15 protein-coding genes are annotated in these 17,228 nt (G+C 59.7%); 8 read left to right on the forward strand and 7 right to left on the reverse strand.

Annotated features, from left to right (window positions below; translation table 11 throughout):
• Position 1 precedes the first annotated feature (1 nt).
• Positions 2–1,816 carry a heparinase II/III family protein gene (locus tag AC3RLQ_RS26820; RefSeq protein WP_493031740.1) on the forward strand — a complete coding sequence of 605 codons (1,815 nt, stop codon included), beginning with the start codon at positions 2–4 and terminating at the stop codon, positions 1,814–1,816.
• A gap of 65 nt (positions 1,817–1,881) precedes the next feature.
• Here AC3RLQ_RS26820 and AC3RLQ_RS26825 read toward each other — a convergent pair whose 3' ends face one another.
• The 5 genes from AC3RLQ_RS26825 to AC3RLQ_RS26845 form a co-directional block, all read right to left on the reverse strand.
• Positions 1,882–3,510 (reverse strand): peptide ABC transporter substrate-binding protein, encoded by a 1,629-nt coding sequence (locus tag AC3RLQ_RS26825; RefSeq protein WP_493031741.1) that lies wholly within the window; start codon positions 3,508–3,510, stop codon positions 1,882–1,884.
• A 111-nt stretch (positions 3,511–3,621) separates the two neighbouring features.
• Positions 3,622–3,993, reverse strand: a complete 372-nt coding sequence (locus AC3RLQ_RS26830; RefSeq protein WP_493031742.1) for a hypothetical protein — start codon at positions 3,991–3,993, stop codon at positions 3,622–3,624.
• Positions 3,994–4,073: 80 nt separating this feature from the next.
• Positions 4,074–4,943 (reverse strand): ABC transporter permease, encoded by an 870-nt coding sequence (locus AC3RLQ_RS26835; RefSeq protein WP_493031743.1) that lies wholly within the window; start codon positions 4,941–4,943, stop codon positions 4,074–4,076.
• Positions 4,940–5,860 (reverse strand): ABC transporter permease, encoded by a 921-nt coding sequence (locus AC3RLQ_RS26840; protein WP_493031744.1) that lies wholly within the window; start codon positions 5,858–5,860, stop codon positions 4,940–4,942. Before AC3RLQ_RS26840 ends, AC3RLQ_RS26835 begins: the two co-directional genes overlap by 4 nt.
• Entirely contained in the window at positions 5,857–6,633 is a 777-nt protein-coding gene (locus AC3RLQ_RS26845; RefSeq protein ID WP_493031745.1) for a creatininase family protein, read from the reverse strand. The genes AC3RLQ_RS26840 and AC3RLQ_RS26845 overlap by 4 nt, the downstream gene beginning before the upstream one ends.
• A 76-nt stretch (positions 6,634–6,709) precedes the next feature.
• Here AC3RLQ_RS26845 and AC3RLQ_RS26850 point away from each other — a divergent pair, with 76 nt between their 5' ends.
• Genes AC3RLQ_RS26850 through AC3RLQ_RS26870 form a run of 5 tightly spaced genes read left to right on the forward strand, consistent with a single transcriptional unit; the run spans position 6,710 to position 10,322 of the window.
• Positions 6,710–8,038, forward strand: a complete 1,329-nt coding sequence (locus AC3RLQ_RS26850) for a c-type cytochrome domain-containing protein (protein ID WP_493031746.1) — start codon at positions 6,710–6,712, stop codon at positions 8,036–8,038.
• A gap of 6 nt (positions 8,039–8,044) precedes the next feature.
• A complete protein-coding gene (locus AC3RLQ_RS26855) occupies positions 8,045–8,398 on the forward strand; it encodes a hypothetical protein (RefSeq protein WP_493031747.1) in 354 nt (117 codons plus the stop codon).
• Positions 8,395–8,763: a CoA-binding protein gene (locus AC3RLQ_RS26860; protein WP_493031748.1), complete on the forward strand. Its 369-nt coding sequence runs from the start codon at positions 8,395–8,397 to the stop codon at positions 8,761–8,763. The genes AC3RLQ_RS26855 and AC3RLQ_RS26860 overlap by 4 nt, the downstream gene beginning before the upstream one ends.
• A gap of 39 nt (positions 8,764–8,802) precedes the next feature.
• The gene (locus AC3RLQ_RS26865; RefSeq protein ID WP_422319906.1) at positions 8,803–8,997 is read left to right on the forward strand and encodes a hypothetical protein; all 195 of its coding nucleotides are present in this window, start codon (positions 8,803–8,805) and stop codon (positions 8,995–8,997) included.
• Between the two features lie 53 nt (positions 8,998–9,050).
• Positions 9,051–10,322, forward strand: a complete 1,272-nt coding sequence (locus tag AC3RLQ_RS26870; protein ID WP_493031749.1) for a deoxyguanosinetriphosphate triphosphohydrolase family protein — start codon at positions 9,051–9,053, stop codon at positions 10,320–10,322.
• A 56-nt stretch (positions 10,323–10,378) separates the two neighbouring features.
• Here the strand turns inward: AC3RLQ_RS26870 and AC3RLQ_RS26875 are convergent, their stop codons facing one another.
• Positions 10,379–11,611, reverse strand: a complete 1,233-nt coding sequence (locus AC3RLQ_RS26875) for an LL-diaminopimelate aminotransferase (protein ID WP_493038763.1) — start codon at positions 11,609–11,611, stop codon at positions 10,379–10,381.
• 161 nt (positions 11,612–11,772) lie between these two features.
• On the opposite strand from AC3RLQ_RS26875, the gene AC3RLQ_RS26880 reads away from it, so the two are divergent.
• Both AC3RLQ_RS26880 and AC3RLQ_RS26885 read left to right on the forward strand, forming a co-directional pair.
• Positions 11,773–12,456, forward strand: a complete 684-nt coding sequence (locus AC3RLQ_RS26880) for a matrixin family metalloprotease (protein ID WP_493031750.1) — start codon at positions 11,773–11,775, stop codon at positions 12,454–12,456.
• A gap of 57 nt (positions 12,457–12,513) precedes the next feature.
• Entirely contained in the window at positions 12,514–15,630 is a 3,117-nt protein-coding gene (locus tag AC3RLQ_RS26885; protein WP_493031751.1) for a PVC-type heme-binding CxxCH protein, read from the forward strand.
• Positions 15,631–15,857: 227 nt separating this feature from the next.
• On the opposite strand, the gene AC3RLQ_RS26890 is transcribed toward AC3RLQ_RS26885, so the two are convergent.
• Positions 15,858–17,225, reverse strand: coding sequence for a DUF1501 domain-containing protein (locus AC3RLQ_RS26890; RefSeq protein ID WP_422319900.1), 1,368 nt, complete (start codon positions 17,223–17,225; stop codon positions 15,858–15,860).
• Positions 17,226–17,228: the final 3 nt, after the last annotated feature.

The following is a 17,228-nucleotide window of genomic DNA, read 5'->3' on the forward strand; positions in this document are numbered from 1 at the left end:
CATGCAGCGCTTGCGCGCGATGAGTGTGAGCGAGATCGCTCGTCGAGTGGCTGAGCGCCTGGGACGGCGAAGCGAGATTGCGAGCCTCCGGCGCATCTCGCGCAAACCATGGGTCGGCACATTCGCGGATGTTCCCAAACTACCCTGGCGCGATCGTGTCCCGCCCGAACTTCGCAAACAGCTGGCCGCAGATGCTGAAAAGCTGATACGTGGCGAATGGGAACTGTTTGGCTGGAAGACCGTCGAGGTGGGCGCACCGCCATGCTGGCACCGCGATGCGACACTCGGTGTCGTGATTGATCCAGCCATCCCCGCGCGAATGCTCAATCATCGCCATCTGGAGCACGATGCAGACGCACGCGCCATCTGGGAGATCAATCGCTGGAGCGAAATGACGCGCATGGCCATGCACAGCGCACTGAATGGTGATGTGCATGCGATCCGCGGCTCCCAACTCTGGCTGGAGGATTGGTGTGACCGCAATCTACCGGGACTTGGGATCAACTGGACAAGCCCTTTGGAAGCAGGGCTGCGACTGATGAACTTCTGCTGGTTCGATGCACTGGTGCGCGGCTGCAATGATCCCGAACTGGCCCGCAGGCAGGATGATCTGACCGCCCGCATCGTTCCTACCCACGCGTGGTGGATCTGGCACCGTCGTTCGTTCGGCTCCTCAGCAAACAATCATCTCATCGGCGAACTGAGTGCGCTCGTTCTGGCGCTTGCGCGCTGGCCATCACTGTCCCGCATGACCCGACCCATGCAGCACGTGGTGCAGCTTCTGGAGCACGAAATTTTACAGCAGTTCGCCACCGATGGCGGCAACAAAGAGCAGGCCTTGCATTACCACTTGTTTGCCTGGGAAATGTGCTGGCACGCAGGTATGGCGGCAGGTGGGTTCACGCCGGAAGTGCAGCAGCGTTTGACCCAGTCGGCACAATACTTCGTTGATGTCGTCGAATCACCCGAGTGCTGGGATTTTGGCGACTCAGATGATGCGCAGGTGCTACCATTGCCGCTGAAACGTACCAATGCAGCCGCAGAATTTCGCGGCTGGTTTCTCAATAGAGCAAACGGTGCAGTGCTGCGTTTCTGGCTGGGCGAGCCCCCCAAAGGCGTTAAAGCAGCCATGCGCAGCAAGTGGCTCACGCATGAGCAAAGCGGGCAGGCAGTCTGGCGTGACGCGCGCTGGACGGTCCGGGCAGATGCCTCCCCCCTCGGTCTGGGCAGCATGGCGGCTCATGGCCACCTCGATGCACTGCATGTGTCTCTGTGGTTTGAGCAGCACGCACTCATCATCGATCCTGGAACGGGCGCTTATTACAACAACCCGGCACTGCGGACGAGACTGGCGTCATGGGACGCACACAATGGACCCGTGCCAGTCTCCGGCCGCTCTTCTCCCCGGCGCATGGGGCCGTTCTTATGGGCCAGACATCACGAGAAGCCGGGACTCGAAATCAACGGCGAAATTTGCTTAATGAGCTTTGTCAGTGAAGGGCTTCGAACCCAGCGTGCTGTCCATGTCACTCAGGATTATGTGGAGATCTGTGACGATGTCGGCCTTTCAGCCCCGCATGTGGTGACGTGGCAGCTTGCACCCGGCTGGCGCATCGAGCATGAACGCAAGAACGGTTTCGTCTGCCATCACGCTGAATCCATTCCCGTGCATGCGACGCTGAATGGCGATGCCATTGAGCAATGGGAAATCGTGGAGCGTGAGGCTTCGCCGCACTTTCGTGAACTCATGACGACCCAAGCGGTAAAGATCACCTTTCGCGGCACGCTGACGACGATCTGGCGCAAGTCGGACTGACGGCTCTCTCCATTTTAAATAAGCACAAGGCGCGGGATCTTTTCCCGCGCCTTTTTGTTTTCAGTTCACGGCTTCAATTCCACCGCCTTGTAGCAGCGATGTTCGAGCAGAGATGGCAGCAGTCCTTTGACCTCAGGGCGCATCAGATACGAATGCGTGGACCAATAGATCGGCAGCATCGGGGCCTCATTGAGCATGAGGGTTTCGGCCTCATTGAGAATCTGCAGACGTTTGGCGACATCGCCTTCCTGAAAGCTTTGATGGATGAGTTCATCGTAGCGTTTGTTGCTCCAGCCCGTGTTGTTGTTGCCGTCCCCGGTCTGCCAGATGGCGAGGAAAGTCGAAGGGTCGAGATAATCACCCACCCAGCCAAAGCGGGCGATTTGATAGTCCAGCTTGCGTTGCGATTCGATGTACACACCCCAGTCCTGGTTCAGCACGCCCGCAGGAATATGAAGATGCTCCTTCCACATCGCCTGTACCGCTTCGGCCAGCGCGCGATGCGACTCGCTCGTGTTGATGAGGATGTCGAACGCAGGAAAGCCTTTCCCCTCTGGAAATCCTGCCTCAGCAAGCAGCCGGCGTGCTTCAGCGGGGTCAAAGCGCATGATGTTGGGTACATGGTAGTCAGGGTTGCAGCCGGGAGGAGTCAGGCCTGTGGCCGGCTGCTGTCCCGCACGGAGAATGTTCCGCGTGATGCTCTCACGATCGATGGCCAGAGCCAGCGCGCGCCGCACCAGCGCATTGTCGAAGGGCTTCTTCGTGGTGTTGCAGCGGTACATGTAAACGCTGAGCAGCGGATCGTTGTGATAGTACGGTGACTTGCTCTCGCGATACGCAGGGATCTTGGACAGCGGCATCGTCAGCGTCACGTGAAGCTGCCCGTCGTTGAAGGCGCGCTCCTCAGTCGTGTCACTGGAGATGGGCAGGAACACAATGCCGTTGAGTTTGACCGTGGCGGCGTCCCAGTAATGCGGGTTGCGCTCGACTTCGAGGGCTTGATTGACCTCCCAGCTTTTGAGTTTGAAGGGGCCGTTGCAGACCATGTTCGCTGGCCGTGTCCAGCGTGTGTTGCGGTCGGTCATGTTACCAAATTTTTCGATGGCATGCTTCGGCAGGGGGAACCACGCGTAATGTTTGATCATGCTGAGCAGATAGGGCGCTGGTCCTTTCAGCGTGATTTGCAGCGTGAGCGGATCGAGCGCCTTCACTCCTACCCGTGAGAAATCCTTGATCTTGCCGGTGTGGTACTCCTCGGCGTTGAGCATGGGGTAAAGCATGTTTGCATAATCAGCGCCCAGCTTTGCAGTCAGGATGCGCTGGTACGAGTAAAGGAAATCAGCAGCGGTCAGCGGCGTTCCATCGCTCCACTTGCCTTTTGGCTGCAGTTTGAAAGTCCAGACGGTGAAGTTTTCAGCGCTCCATGAAGCGGCGGCTCCAGGTGCATCCCCATCAGGATTGTCAGGCGCCGGGGCGATAAGGCCTTCAAAGAGCGAATGAAAAATCATATGCTCCGGCTGGCCGCTGGCGAGGTGCGGGTCCAGCGTCGCGGGCTCGCTGCCGTTGCCAGCCAGGAGAATGCCCGCGCGGTTGGCCACCTCGACACGTGTGGGCCGGTGCGTGCGAAAGTGATGAAACCACGCAACGCCACCCATGAGGGCGATGAGAATGAGAGCACGATAAATCCAGCGCATGCCCAAACATGACACGAGGCACCTCATTCGTGCAACGAGGCATCAAAAAAACGGCCCCGCCGTGCACTGGCGGGGCCGCGTGATGCAGCAATCAACCAGGTTTCCACGCTACTACCTGCGGAAACCATGATGATGGCTGAAACCGTGGTGGTAGCCATAGCCGGGATTGCAGCCGGAGTTGTAGCCACCAAAGCCAAGGCTGATGCTGGGCTGAACAATGATGGGACGCTGAACACCAATGTAGCCATAGCCACCCGGGGCACCAGCGTAGCCGTAGCCACCCTGCGCTCCCTGAGTCACCCACTGACCGATGGGGCGGCCGTAGCCGTCATAACCGACGATCTGGTAAACGGCCACGATGGGTGTGCCGCAGGAGGTGTAGCCTACGACCCGGGTCTGGCCCTGGCATTCAGCTTTGGCATTGGAGGGAGCTGCAAAACCAAAAACTGCGGCTGCAGCGAGGACTGAGAAGAGTGTTTTCATGAGTGTGTGGAATTGGTTTCCGCACTCTCTGACGTGGCTGCTTCGAGTCTATTCAGCCCGTATGAAATATTTTTTTTCAATCACTGCTGCGACATCGATTTGGGATCAAACGCATCACGCAGGCCATCACCCAGCAAGTTGAGCGCTAGCAGCGTGGTGGAAAAAAAGATGCCAGGGTAGAGCAGCAGCCACGGATAACTCTCCATCGATCTGGCACCCTCCTGGATCAGCACGCCCCAGCTCGCATCCGGCGGCTGAATACCGAGTCCCAGGAAGCTCAGCGCAGCCTCCAGCAGCATGACTCCAGGCACCGTGAGACTGGCGTAGATGATGATGGGGCCCATCACATTCGGCAGCAGGTGTCGCCAGACGATGTGCCAGAAGCCCGCGCCACTGGCTCGCGCTGCAATGATGAACTCAAGATTCTTCAGCGCCAGCACCTGCCCACGTACAACGCGGGCCATCGTGAGCCATTCCACCGCACCGATGGCCACAAAAATCAGCCAAAACTCACGCCCCACGATGGCCATGAGCAGGATGACAAAATTGATGAAGGGAAACGCATACAGGATGTCCACGATGCGCATCATCGCCGCGTCCGTGCGCCCGCCTGCAAGTCCGGAGACCATGCCATAAAACACACCAATGATCGCCGCCACCGCCGTGGCCAGCAATCCCACCTCCAAGGACACACGCCCCCCGTGCAGAATGCGCGTGAGCATGTCCCGTCCTAGCGGATCCGTGCCCAGCCAGTGTGCCAGGCTGGGATTCGTGGCTTTGAGTTCGAGATTCTGCAGTGACTGATCGTAAGGCGACAGCTCCGGGCCAATGCCACACAGAACCACCAACACGGCCAGGAACCCCAACGCCCATGCGTTCAGGCGGTTCCGCATGAGACGCCGCCACGCGGCCTGCATCGGTGAAAGGCTCTGGTTCGGTCCGCTGCTCATGCGTGGAGTCGGATGCGTGGGTTGAGCGCTGCCTGAATGATGTCCACCAGCAGATTGAAACTGACGATGAGTGCCGCGTAGAAAGCCGAGATCGCTATCGCCAGTTCATCATCATGATTGAAAGACGCCGCGATGAAAAATTGACCAAGCCCGGGCAGTTGAAACACCGTTTCGACGATGAACGAACCTGTGAGCAATCCCGCTGCGGCAGGGCCAAGAAAATTGAGCACCGGCAGGCTGGCCAGTTTCATCGCATGGAAAAAGACCACCGAGCTTTCACTCGCTCCTTTCGCACGGGCGGTGCGGATAAACTCCTGCGCAAGTGTTTCGCGCAGGCTTCCGCGCGTCAGCCGCGCAATGTAGGCGCTGTAGATGATCCCCAGCGTCAGCGCGGGCAGCACCCAGTCCGAAGAATCAAACCAGCCGGACGCGTTGAACCAGCGAAGCTTCAGTCCAAACAACATTGCCAGGAGCGGTCCCAGCACCATGCTGGGAGTGCAGATGCCCAGTGTGGCTGCAAGAGTGCTGCCGCGGTCTTCGAAGGTATTGGGCCGCAGAGCCGCGAAAGCACCCAGCGGCACTCCGATGCTCAGTGCAATAAGCAGTGCTGCCCCACCTACCGTTGCAGACACCGGGAAGCCGGAGGCGATGATCTCATCCACACCTCTTCCCTGAAAAGTTTTGGACTCCCGAAAAGTGAACGTCGCGTAATGAGTGTAGTATCTCCAGAGCTGAACATAGACCGGCTTGTCCAGGCCATAGTAGCTGATCTTGGCCTGCAATGCTTCCGGTGAGGAGGCGCGCTCCGATTGAAAAGGTCCGGTTGGTGAAAGCTTGATCAGCCCAAACGTGATGGTGATCACCGCGAAGATCACGATGATTCCCTGCACGATGCGGCTGACAATGAAGCGGATCATTTCGCTTTCTCGTAAAGATCGCTGATGTCAGCGGCGGCGAGTTCGATCAGATAGGTCGCGATCTTGGCACCCAGCGCCTCGAAGTAGCGGCGGCCTTTCTCCGCCGTGCTGTGCTGCGGATCTCCGGAGCCGGTGTCATTGGTGGCTTTGCTCCAGGCACGTTGTGCCCAGGCCCATTTTTCATTGATGGCCTTCAGCTGCCACCGGTTGTCAGTGCCCGGACCCCATTCCTCTTTCGGCAGTACCAGATGCGGGTGAAAGTGCAGCATGAGGCTGGTTTCGCGTTCGTCAGCGTGGTCGCCCACGATGTTGAAAATGTCATCACCCTTCACCGCATTGAACCACGAAACCGTGGAAAGAAACATCTTGGGGTGCTTCGCCTGCAGCTCCCTCAGCATCTGGCGGAAATCATTGCCACCATGCCCGTTGAGGATCACAAATTTCATCACACCCACGCCTTCGAGGCTGCTGATGACGTCTTCGAGCACCATCATCTGCGTGGTCGGATTCATGTTGATGCAGAACGGCACGTCAAGCTGTCCCGTCTGCACCCCGAAAGGCATGTTCGGCAGGATGGCCACCTTGGCTCCCGCCTCCCACGCGATGCGGCCCGCCTCGGCGGCAATGGCGTCGTTTTGCAGCGAGTCCGTCGCGTAGGGCAGGTGCCAGTTGTGCGCCTCCGTGGCGCCCCATGGGAGCACGGCGGCTTCATAGCGCGTGGCTTTGACGTTCTTCCAGTTCGTTTCGGCAATAATCCAGGGTCTCGGGCTCATGGTCGCATGTAAAAGAGGCAAACGATGGATGCAACGTCCGACAAACTCGGCCACAAGGAACGTTTCTCTCCGCCCCATGCTTCGCACGCTGCTTTTTCTCACCCTGCCAGTCTTGGCCTCCGCTGCCGAGATTTCATTCTCCAGGCAGATCGCACCGATTTTGATCGATCAATGCGTGGAGTGTCACCGCGCCGGCAAGGCCAAAGGCAGCTACCGTCTGGACACCGTCGAGCTCATGCTCAAGGCGGGCGACAGCGAGACTGCGCCCGTCGTGGCGGGCAAGCCGGACGAAAGCGAGCTCTACCGCTTGATCGCCACCCATGAGGAAGACGACCGCATGCCCAAGAAGGCCGATGCCCTGCCTGAGAAGGACACAAAATTGATTCGCGAATGGATCGCCAGCGGTGCCAAACTGGACGTTGCTGATCAAAAAGCACCCCTGCGCATCATCGTTCCCGAACAGGAAAAAACTCACGCACCTGCGAAATACCTACGTCCTCTCCCCGTCACCGCACTTGCCCTGAATCCCGCCGGGAGCACGCTCGCCTGCAGCGGCTATTTTGAAACAACCCTCTGGGATGTGGCATCGGGCAAACTCACCGCGCGCATCGATGGCATGCCCGAGCGCATCCTCGCTCTGGCCTGGATCTCCGAAAATCAGCTCGCCGTCGCTGGCGGCGTCCCCGGGCGCTCAGGCGAAGTATGGTTGGTCAATCCTTCGCAGCCAAAGGGGCGCAGGCGTCTGATGAGTGCACGCGACTGCGTGCTGGCCATGGTGGCCAGTCCGGATGGCAAACTGCTCGCCTGTGGCGGTGCCGACAATCAAGTGCGCTGTTTTGAGATCCCCTCTGGCAAATTGAAATGGCAGACAGAGCCGCACGCGGACTGGATCATGGGCATGGCCTTCTCTCCCGACAGCCAGCACATCGCCACCGCCAGCCGTGATCGCACCGCCAAGCGCATTGACGCTGCCAAAGGAGAAATCGAGGCCACCTTCACCGGCCATGACTCTGCGGTGCTCAGCGTGGTCTTCTCCCCTGATAGCAAGGAAACCCTCAGCGGCGATGTCGAAGGTAATATCCGCCGCTGGGATCACAACGGCGATGCTAAAAAAGACGGCGCTCTGAGGCCGGGCGGCCGCACCGAAATGCTGGCGCTGGGCTTTCTGGATGCCGGGACGCCTCTCGCCGCCATGGGCAGCGGTTCGGTGGTTTCGATGGATGCAAAAGCCCGCAAAACGAAGGACAAGATCACGCTGTATGGAGACCGCGTGAATGTGCTGCTGTTGCAACGCATCGACAAACTCACACGCATCATCACCGGCTGCCACGATGGCACGGTGCGCATCAACGAACTCGGAAAGGCGGAGCCGGTCTTGCAATTCGTGGCTTCGCCGGGATGGTAGCTCACCATGTTTGAATCGCGCACCGATCCTCTCGCCCCGCGTTTGGTTTTCATCCAGCGGGTGATCAAGTATGCCGCTATCGCGCTGATCGTGATCGGTGTGGCGCTGGGCATCGGCATCCTGGGCTATCATTACATCGCCAAATTCAGTTGGATCGACAGTCTTTTAAACGCCTCGATGATCCTGGGCGGCATGGGGCCTATGGGAGACCTGCCGTCGGACGCCGCCAAGGTCTTCGCCTCTTTCTACGCCCTCTTCAGCGGTTTGGTGTTCATTTCCCTCGTGGGCATCGTGCTCGCGCCTGCGGCGCATCGTGCTCTGCATCATTTCCATCTGGATGAGGAGGATCAAAAGCAATGAACAAAGAAACAGTCGTCATCATCGGTGCCAGCAACAACTCCGAGCGCTACAGCCATCGCGCTCTGCTCCTGCTGCGAAAGCACGGGCATGAAGTCGTGCCGGTTCATCCCAAACTGGCAGAGATCGAGGGCATCCCCGTGGTGGCCGATCTGGGCTTGATCTCAGGACCGGTGGATACCGTGACGATGTATGTCGGCGCGGCCATCTCATCCGGATTGCAGGACAAGCTGATCGCGCTCAAGCCGCGTCGGATAATCTTCAATCCTGGCGCAGAAAATGCATTGTTGGCAGACGCTTTGCAAAAAGCCGGAATTGCCTGCGAGGAAGCCTGCACCTTGGTGCTGCTAAATACGGGGCAGTTTTGAACGCGGCTCCTCGCTTGGGAGTCTCAGTCCACAACCCCCATGTTAGAGATCCAAAAATTCCGCCTCTACGAACGCAGCCGTCTGCGTGCCAAAGGCGTGACCGACGAAGAGATCGAAAAGGTCCAGCACCTGCCCTTCAAGCCGGCCTTCGTGGAGGGAAAGCGTCGCCAAAGAGACGCAACCGACGAGAACCAGGTGCCTCCAGAGCAGTTCGCCTTCCGCAGACCTCGCTGAAGCAGCAGCCTTGCCCGCCCGCCACGACCTGCTAGCATCGCGGTACCCACCGCATGCCCGCGAACCGCTTCTACAATTCCTTCGACCTCGAAACGCTCGATTCACGCCCTGCTCACGCCGGTGAGTATCGCAGCCCGTTCCAGATCGACCGCGACCGCATCATCCATAGCAGCGCCTTCCGCCGCCTGCAAAACAAGACCCAGGTCTTCTTGTCCGGCGAGTACGATTTCTACCGCACCCGCCTGACTCACAGCATCGAGGTGGCGCAGATCGGCCGCAGCATCTGCGGCTGGCTCACCCAGCAGAGCCAGTATCTGGATGATGAGTGCTTCATCGACTCCGACCTCGTCGAAAGCGCCTGCCTCAGCCACGACCTCGGCCACCCTCCCTTCGGCCATGCCGGGGAGCGCACCCTTCACCACCTCATGGCCCCCTACGGCGGCTTCGAGGGGAATGCGCAGACCCTCCGCATCCTGACGCAGACCCTCTTCAGCGAAGGCCGCAGTGGCATGAACCCCACCCGCGCTTTGCTGGACGGCGTGCTGAAATACAAAACCCTGCAAACCGAGACCCCGCAGGCCAAGCACCACTACCTCTACGATGAACAGGAACGCTGGCTCGATTTCACCCTCGGCGGCCAGGCCTTCCCGCTGGAACTCACCCCCGGCAAGGTGCGCAACGGCTTCCGCAGCATCGAATGCCAGATCATGGACTGGGCGGATGACACCGCCTACTCGCTCAATGACATTGCCGACGGCATCCACGCCGGATTCATCAACGTGCAGCGGATGGAGCGCTGGGCAGGGGATCAGGAGCTTTCAGCGGCCGACCAGGCCGACCTGGAGTTCCTCTGCAAAGCTGTCCGTGAAAACCGCGTCGAAGGCCGCTTGAACCGTCTCATTGGTGAGTGCATTCGCGCCACGAAGTTGGTCCCTGCCGCCAATTTCCTCAGCCAAAGCACCCGCAGACACCAGTTTGCCTTGGAAATCGACCCCGCATTGCGCCGCCGCGCGGACCTCCACAAAAAGATCGCCCTCGAGCTCGTCTTCCTCAGCCCCCAGCTCCAGCAGCTCGATCACAAGGCCGACTTCATCCTCACCCGCGTCTTTGGCGTGCTCAAGGAACGCTACATCGACACCGTGCAGCCCAAAGGCCTTCACCTGATGCCTGCCGCCATCGAAAAAGACATCCAATCCGCACCCGATGCGCCAGCCCGCGCCCGCCTCGTCTGCGACTGGATCGCCAACATGACCGACCACTTCGCCTTCCGCACCTACCGCCGCCTCTTCGACGCCGACTTCGGCTCCATCACGGATTTTGTATAAAAAATAGGGCGAGCTTTTCAGCTCGCCCCACTCAGGAAGAAATCAGGAATCTCGGACTACAGCTTCGCAATCCGGCGGCACACTTCCTCCACATTCGCGCGGCTGTTGAACGCGCTGATGCGGAAGTAGCCTTCACCAGCACTGCCAAAGCCGCTGCCAGGGGTGATCACGACGTTCGCTTCATTCAGCATCTTGTCGAACATCTGCCAGCTCGTCAGGCCGTTCGGGCAGCCCACCCACACGTAGGGCGCATTGACGCCCCCGAACACCTGCAGACCGGCCTTTTTGCAGGCCTCCACCAGCAGTGCCGCATTGCCCATGTAGTGCTCGATGAGCGCCTTCACCTGCGCCTTGCCTTCGGCTGAGTAGATCGCCTCCGCACCGCGTTGGACGATGTAGCTGGTGCCGTTGAACTTCGTGCTGTGGCGGCGGCTCCACAGCGGATGGATCGCCTGCTTGCCTCCGGCCTTGGTCTTGCCCATGAGGCCCTTCGGAATGATCACGATGCCGCAGCGCACGCCGGTGAAACCACCGTTCTTGGAGAAGCTGCGGAACTCGATGGCGCAGTCACGCGCACCTTCAATTTCATAGATCGAGCGTGGCAGCTCAGGATCGCGGATGAAGGCCTCGTAGGCCGCGTCGTAGAGGATCGTGGTGCCATTGGCCAGGGCGTATTTCACCCAGGCTTCAAGCTGCGCACGAGTGGCCACTGCTCCCGTCGGATTGTTCGGGTAGCACAGGTAGGCCAGATCCACCGGCTCATTGGGAATCTCAGGCACAAAGCCGTTGGCAGGTGTGCATTTCAGGTAGTGCAGGCCCGCGTAGGCGCCGCTTTCGTCAGCATCGCCCGTGTTGCCAGCCATGACGTTGGTGTCCACATACACAGGGTACACTGGGTCGGTGATGGCGATCTTGTTCCCAGCACCAAAGATGTCGAGGATGTTGCCGGTGTCGCACTTGCTGCCGTCGGAGATGAAAATCTCATCGGCCTCCACCTGGATGCCACGGGCCTTGAAATCGTGCTCCGCGATGGCGTTGCGCAGGAAGTCATAGCCCTGCTCCGGGCCATAGCCGCGGAAGGTGGCCCGGTCGCCCATTTCATCGACGGCCTTGTGCATCGCCGTGCGCACGGCCTCTGGCAGCGCTTCGGTCACGTCGCCGATGCCGCAGCGGATCAGCCGCTTGGCCGCTTCGGTGTTGGCCTCCGTGAACACCTTCACGCGACGGGCGATTTCAGGGAAGAGGTAACCGGCTTTGAGCTTGTTGTAGTTTTCGTTGATGTAGGCCATGGCGGGGAAAAGGGCGGGCAGTGTGGCGAGTCGTGGCTGGGATGCAAGAGCGTCGAAACAGTGTCCAATCTGTGACATCGCCCTGAATAATCATTTACAATTCTTACATATGAGAAATCATATCAAGGTTGAGATTCAAAATTGTTGAATCCCAGCCTGCCATGAAGAAAAATGCATTCTCTTTAAGCCTTTCCTTATGGGCCGCCTGCCTGATTAGCAACTGTGCTTATCATGAGGTTGCTTGGCAGAAGAATGAGATCAGCCCGTCTTCCCATCCCCTCGGTACCGCCAAGTCGGTCAGCTACACCAAGCCCCAGCTCTGGAACAAACGGCACCTCACTTGGCAGCTCGATACCACCACCCCCATCCCCACCCGTCTGTCTGCGGAAGAGCTCCAGCGCGAGATCGACGAGAGCTTCAAAAGCTGGGAAGCCGCCGGTGTCTTCACCTTTGCTCAGGCCCAGGCCGGGGAGACCGCAGACATCAAGATCAGCTTTGGCACTCCTCCCGGCAGAGCCTGGGATGGCCAGCTCGGCAGCATGGGCCATGCCTCCTTTCCATGGAGCCGCGACCGCGGCCACATCTACCTCGATCCCTCCGAATGGTGGAGCACTCGGTCAGTCGCCCTGATCGGTGACCCCATCACCAAATGGCTCCCTCATGAAATCGGCCACGTGCTGGGCCTGCAGCACTGCCCTGGCGAAGATCTGACCATGAGCGAAATCGGCCCCTACAGCCTTCCCGGCAATAAAAGCTTCGCGCAGTTGCAGCATCTCTATGCCCCCAAGACTCCGGTCTTCACCTGGGTGCAGTGTGTCATGGATGTTTCCGGCGAGGCCGAATAACACCCTTTCTGCATCGCTGGCGGGCAAGAAAAGGGATCTTTGTGCCGTCCATTCTGCATGCAAAGAAGACTGATCGCGTGGCTGGCTTTGACATCGTGTACCTCTTTCATCTGCCAGGCTGCGGATGAATTAAAATTCCCCACGACGCCGCCCACCGAGCCGCAAAACGCCGCGAAGACCTTCCATGTCCTCGATGGCTTCCAGATGCAGCTCATCGCTGCCGAGCCCCTCGTCACCGATCCCGTCGCCATCACCTATGACGAAGACGGCCGCGCCTACGTGTGCGAGATGAACGACTACCCCTACACGGACAAGGAGCACCATAAGCACGCGCAGGAAAACCCCACCGATCAGTCCATCGGCAAAGTCCGCCTGCTCACCGATACCGATGGGGACGGCGTCTTCGACAAGGCCACCGTCTTCGCCGAGGGCCTCTCCTGGCCCACCGGCGCCGCCTGCTGGAAGGGCGGCATCTTCGTCACCGCCACCCCCGACGTTTGGTATCTGAAGGACACCAATGGCGACGGCGTCGCCGATGTGCGGCAAAAAGTCTTCACCGGCTTCAAAAAGCTCAACGTCCAGGCCGTGATGAACAATCCCATCTGGGGCCTCGATCACCGCATCTACGTCGCCGGCGGCAGCAACGGCGGCGAAATCCAGCGCGCACCCGGCAGCGAGTCCGTCATGCCGCTTCCCGCAGACTTCAAACCCCTGTCCATCAAGCGCAACGACTTCAGTTTTGACCCTAGCACCGGCGATGTCCGCCTCGAAAGCGGCGGCGCCCGTTTCGGCAACACCTTCGACGACTGGGGCAACCGCTTCCTCTGCAACATCCGCAATCCCTGCCAGCACGTCGTCCTGCCCTACCGCTACCTCGCACGCAATCCCTACCTCGTCGTTCCCAGCGCCCTCAACGACTGTGCCGAAGCCGGCGATCAGCTCCCCGTCTATCGCACCAGTCCGCCGGAGCCCTGGCGCGAATTCCGCGCCAAACGCTGGGTGCAGGAAGGCAGCACCCTCCCCAAGAGCGAACTCGTCGGCGCCGGCGTCGTCACCTCCTCCGCCGGCATCACCGTCTATCGTGGCGATGCCTACCCCCCCGAGTACCGCGACTTCGTCTTCGTCGCTGATGTCGCCGGCAATCTCTTCTATCGCATGAAGCTCGTCCCCGACGGCGTCACCTTCAAAGCCATGCAGGTGGATGGAACGAAAAACTTCTGCACCAGCGACGATCTCTGGTCTCGCCCCGTCAACTTCACCAACGCCCCCGACGGCTGCCTCCACGTCTGCGACATGTACCGCGAAGTCATCGAGCACCCCTGGAGCATCCCCGACGACATCCACTCCGCCGTCGATCTCCTCCGCGGCCGCGACAAAGGCCGCCTCTACCGTCTTGCTCCCCGTATTGTAGTCCCGCCTTCAGGCGGTTCTGGAAACGCGCCCGCAAAAGCGTTCAGCCCCCGCCCCACCCCCAAGCTCAGCACCGCCACCACCCCCGACCTCGTCGCCCTCCTCGACCACCCCAACGCCTGGCACCGCGAAACCGCCCAGCGCCTCCTGTTTGAGCGGCAGGACAAGTCATCACTGGAGCCACTGCGGACAATCGTGAAGACAGGGAAAACGGCGCAAGGTCGGATCGCTGCATTAGGAGCGGTTCAGGCTATGGCGTTACATCCAGACGAGCTTTCTGACTTGGGTCGTCAGGAGGTGGGGCTTGCCAAAGATCGTCAGGAGATACTGCGGATAGCGTTGCATGACTCAGACTCGCGGGTGAGAGCGCAAAGCATCCAGTTTTATGCAAGTCTCGAAGGCTTGTCTTCTGCACCTGAGATCAAGAGCATGCGAAATGATCCTTCAAAGGTGGTTCGGTTTGCAGCAGCATTTGCACTTGGTGGATTAAGACATGGCTATTGGTCAGGTCCTCCAGAAATGGGAGTGACGGATATTGCTCTTCTCGATTCAGGAGACCCGTGGCTCGAAGCAGCACTTCTAAGTTCTGACTATAACGATTTGGAATTGTTTGACGGTCTGCTCCACCATGAAATGCTCCAGCCACCTCAGATCCATCTGCTCTCTTCTGTTGGGTGGATGATAGGGCGCAAGTATGGGAAGTGGTCTGCGCCGTCGGATTGTTTTTGCAACGTGGCTGCAAGCGAGCGGCTCTTGGATGCCCAAAAACGGCAGGTCATGCTGGCGATTGCCGAAGGCCTGGTCGCATCGGGTAGAACCGCAGCAGAACTGCTGACAGCCAGCGAGCCGCGTAACATCCAAAGCGGCCGGGAGTATGTGGCTAATTGGCAGGCGGACTCTCATCGGGTGCTTGATCAGGCTTCTTCGATTGCCTCGGACAAGACGCAGGCTCTGCGAATGCTGTCCTTGTTTGAGCCACTGAAACAGCTGACGCCGCTGGTGCTTAAGTTCCTGATTCCCACTCAGCCTGCAGAACTCCAACTCATCGCCCTCGCAACTCTAGGCACATATCCCGATCCTGCCGTCGCCGACATCCTCATAGATTCCTGGCCCAAGCTCACTCCGGCCCTACGTGACAAGGCCACCACCATCATCCTCTCCCGCACCGACCGCATCGCAAAGCTGCTGGACGCCATCGAAGCCAAAAAAATCCTCCCCTCGCAGCTCAGTGCCGCCACAAAAGCCACGCTCGGCCGCCAAAAAGCTCCCGCCCTCGCCGACCGCATCGCCAAACTCATCGGCGATGGCGGCTCCTCAAATCGCAAGGAAGTCATCACCAAGTATGAGCCTGTGCTCTCCATGACTGGAGACCCCGCCCACGGCGCCAAAATCTACGAAACCCTCTGCATGGTCTGCCACCGCCATCTTGATCGCGGCAACGACGTCGGCCCCAACCTCGGCACCATCAAAGCATGGACCGCCGAACAAATCCTCACCAACGTCCTCGACCCAAACCGCGAAGTCTCACCCAACTTCGCCCTCTACATCGTCGAAACCAACGACGGCCGCACCCTCTCCGGCCTCATCACCAGCGAGACCGCCGGCAACCTCACCCTCAAACGCGCCGACGGTGGCACCGACACCGTCCTCCGCAGCGAAATCAAATCCCTCACCAGCCCCGGCATCTCCCTCATGCCCGAAGGCCTCGAAGCCGCCATCACACCCCAGCAGATGGCCGATTTGATCGCGTACTTAAAACAGTAGACATGTTCCCGAACAAACGAGTTCCACAATTGGCGCGGCATGCGCGGACGTAGGATGGGCGTGGCGACAGCCCGCCCGTCCACCAGCGTAAGGCAATGCCCAAGATTCGCAGCCTCCCAAAGTCGAATCAAGCAGCCATCTTACGCAGCCTGACCGTGTACTTAGTAGCCAGTGCGGCGATGCCAAAGCAGACGCACCCAGCCATGCATTCGCGGGCAGCCGACAAATCAAGCCAGTACCCGCCTTAGCACCTCACCATGCACATCCGTCAGCCGGAAATCTCGGCCCGCATACCGGTAGGTCAGTTCCTCGTGGTTCACCCCCAGCAGATGCAGAATCGTGGCGTGCAGATCATGCACGCTCACAGGGTCCTGCTCCGCCGCAAAGCCCAGCTCATCCGTGCTGCCATACACAGTTCCTCCCTTGATGCCCCCACCCGCCATCCACACGCTAAACCCATAGTGATTGTGATCGCGCCCCAGCTTGGACTTTCCACCACTCAGCTCCACCGTCGGCGTACGGCCAAACTCCCCACCCCAGATGATCAGCGTGTCCTCCAGCATACCGCGCTGTTTCAAATCATGCAGCAGCGCCGCGATGGGCTGGTCGATCTCCCCCGCGAGCCTGCGGTGGTTCGTCTCAATGTTGTCATGGTTGTCCCACGGCTGGCCCGCGCCATGCCAGAGCTGCACCATGCGCACGCCGCGCTCCAGCAGCCGCCGGGCAATGAGCGTCTGCCGCCCATGCACACCTTCGCCATACATCGCACGGATGTGCGCTGGCTCCTGCGTCACATCAAACGCATCCGCCGCTTCCATCTGCATGCGAAACGCCAGCTCAAAGCTCTGAATACGTGCCTCCAGCCGTGGGTCGCCACGATCCTGCCGGTGCGCCTCATTGATGCTCCGCATCAGCTCCAGTTGTCGCATCTGCACTCGCGCATCAGCATGCGGGCTGCGGATGTTTTCAATCAAACGATCCACCTGCTGGTGCTTCGAGTCCACATACGTGCCCTGAAACGCCCCCGGCAAAAACGCCGACTGCCAGTTCTCCGCTCCCTTGATCGGCATGCCGCCAGGGCACATGGCGATGAAGCCCGGCAGGTTCTCATTCGCACTGCCCAGCCCATACGTCAGCCACGATCCCAGGCTCGGCCTCGGCTGCACTGAGTCACCGCAGTTCATGAGCATCAGCGACGGCTCATGGTTCGGCACCTGCGCCTGCATGGATCGGATCACCGCGATGTCATCAATGTGTGCCGCCGTTTTCGCAAACAGCTCGCTCACCTCAATCCCGCTCTGCCCATAGCGCTGAAACTTGAACGGCGAAGGAAACGCCGCGCCCGTCTTCCGCTCCGTCAGCCGATGGCTCGGCACCGCCTTGCCCTCATACCGCGCCAGCGCCGGCTTATAGTCAAACGTGTCCACATGCGAGGGCCCGCCATTGAGAAAGAAATGGATCACGCGCTTCGCCTTCGGCGCAAAGTGCGCACTGCTCCTAGCACTCGCGGCCGCATGCAGGTCCGCCAGCCCCAGCATGCCCATCCCCATGCCGGAGCGGCGCAGAAAATCACGGCGGGTAAGGATGGGTGTCATAAG

The organism is Prosthecobacter sp. GW821-HT29F12 (assembly GCF_058803405.1).

Coding starts and splice junctions, on each gene's coding strand:
- AC3RLQ_RS26880 (WP_493031750.1), top strand. CDS start 11,773: ATGAAGAAAAATGCATTCTCTTTAAGCCTTTCCTTATGGGCCGCCTGC.
- AC3RLQ_RS26870 (WP_493031749.1), top strand. CDS start 9,051: ATGCCCGCGAACCGCTTCTACAATTCCTTCGACCTCGAAACGCTCGAT.
- AC3RLQ_RS26890 (WP_422319900.1), bottom strand. CDS start 17,225: ATGACACCCATCCTTACCCGCCGTGATTTTCTGCGCCGCTCCGGCATG.
- AC3RLQ_RS26825 (WP_493031741.1), bottom strand. CDS start 3,510: ATGCGCTGGATTTATCGTGCTCTCATTCTCATCGCCCTCATGGGTGGC.
- AC3RLQ_RS26875 (WP_493038763.1), bottom strand. CDS start 11,611: ATGGCCTACATCAACGAAAACTACAACAAGCTCAAAGCCGGTTACCTC.
- AC3RLQ_RS26885 (WP_493031751.1), top strand. CDS start 12,514: ATGCAAAGAAGACTGATCGCGTGGCTGGCTTTGACATCGTGTACCTCT.
- AC3RLQ_RS26835 (WP_493031743.1), bottom strand. CDS start 4,943: ATGAGCAGCGGACCGAACCAGAGCCTTTCACCGATGCAGGCCGCGTGG.
- AC3RLQ_RS26830 (WP_493031742.1), bottom strand. CDS start 3,993: ATGAAAACACTCTTCTCAGTCCTCGCTGCAGCCGCAGTTTTTGGTTTT.
- AC3RLQ_RS26840 (WP_493031744.1), bottom strand. CDS start 5,860: ATGATCCGCTTCATTGTCAGCCGCATCGTGCAGGGAATCATCGTGATC.
- AC3RLQ_RS26850 (WP_493031746.1), top strand. CDS start 6,710: ATGCTTCGCACGCTGCTTTTTCTCACCCTGCCAGTCTTGGCCTCCGCT.
- AC3RLQ_RS26855 (WP_493031747.1), top strand. CDS start 8,045: ATGTTTGAATCGCGCACCGATCCTCTCGCCCCGCGTTTGGTTTTCATC.
- AC3RLQ_RS26865 (WP_422319906.1), top strand. CDS start 8,803: ATGTTAGAGATCCAAAAATTCCGCCTCTACGAACGCAGCCGTCTGCGT.
- AC3RLQ_RS26820 (WP_493031740.1), top strand. CDS start 2: ATGCAGCGCTTGCGCGCGATGAGTGTGAGCGAGATCGCTCGTCGAGTG.
- AC3RLQ_RS26860 (WP_493031748.1), top strand. CDS start 8,395: ATGAACAAAGAAACAGTCGTCATCATCGGTGCCAGCAACAACTCCGAG.
- AC3RLQ_RS26845 (WP_493031745.1), bottom strand. CDS start 6,633: ATGAGCCCGAGACCCTGGATTATTGCCGAAACGAACTGGAAGAACGTC.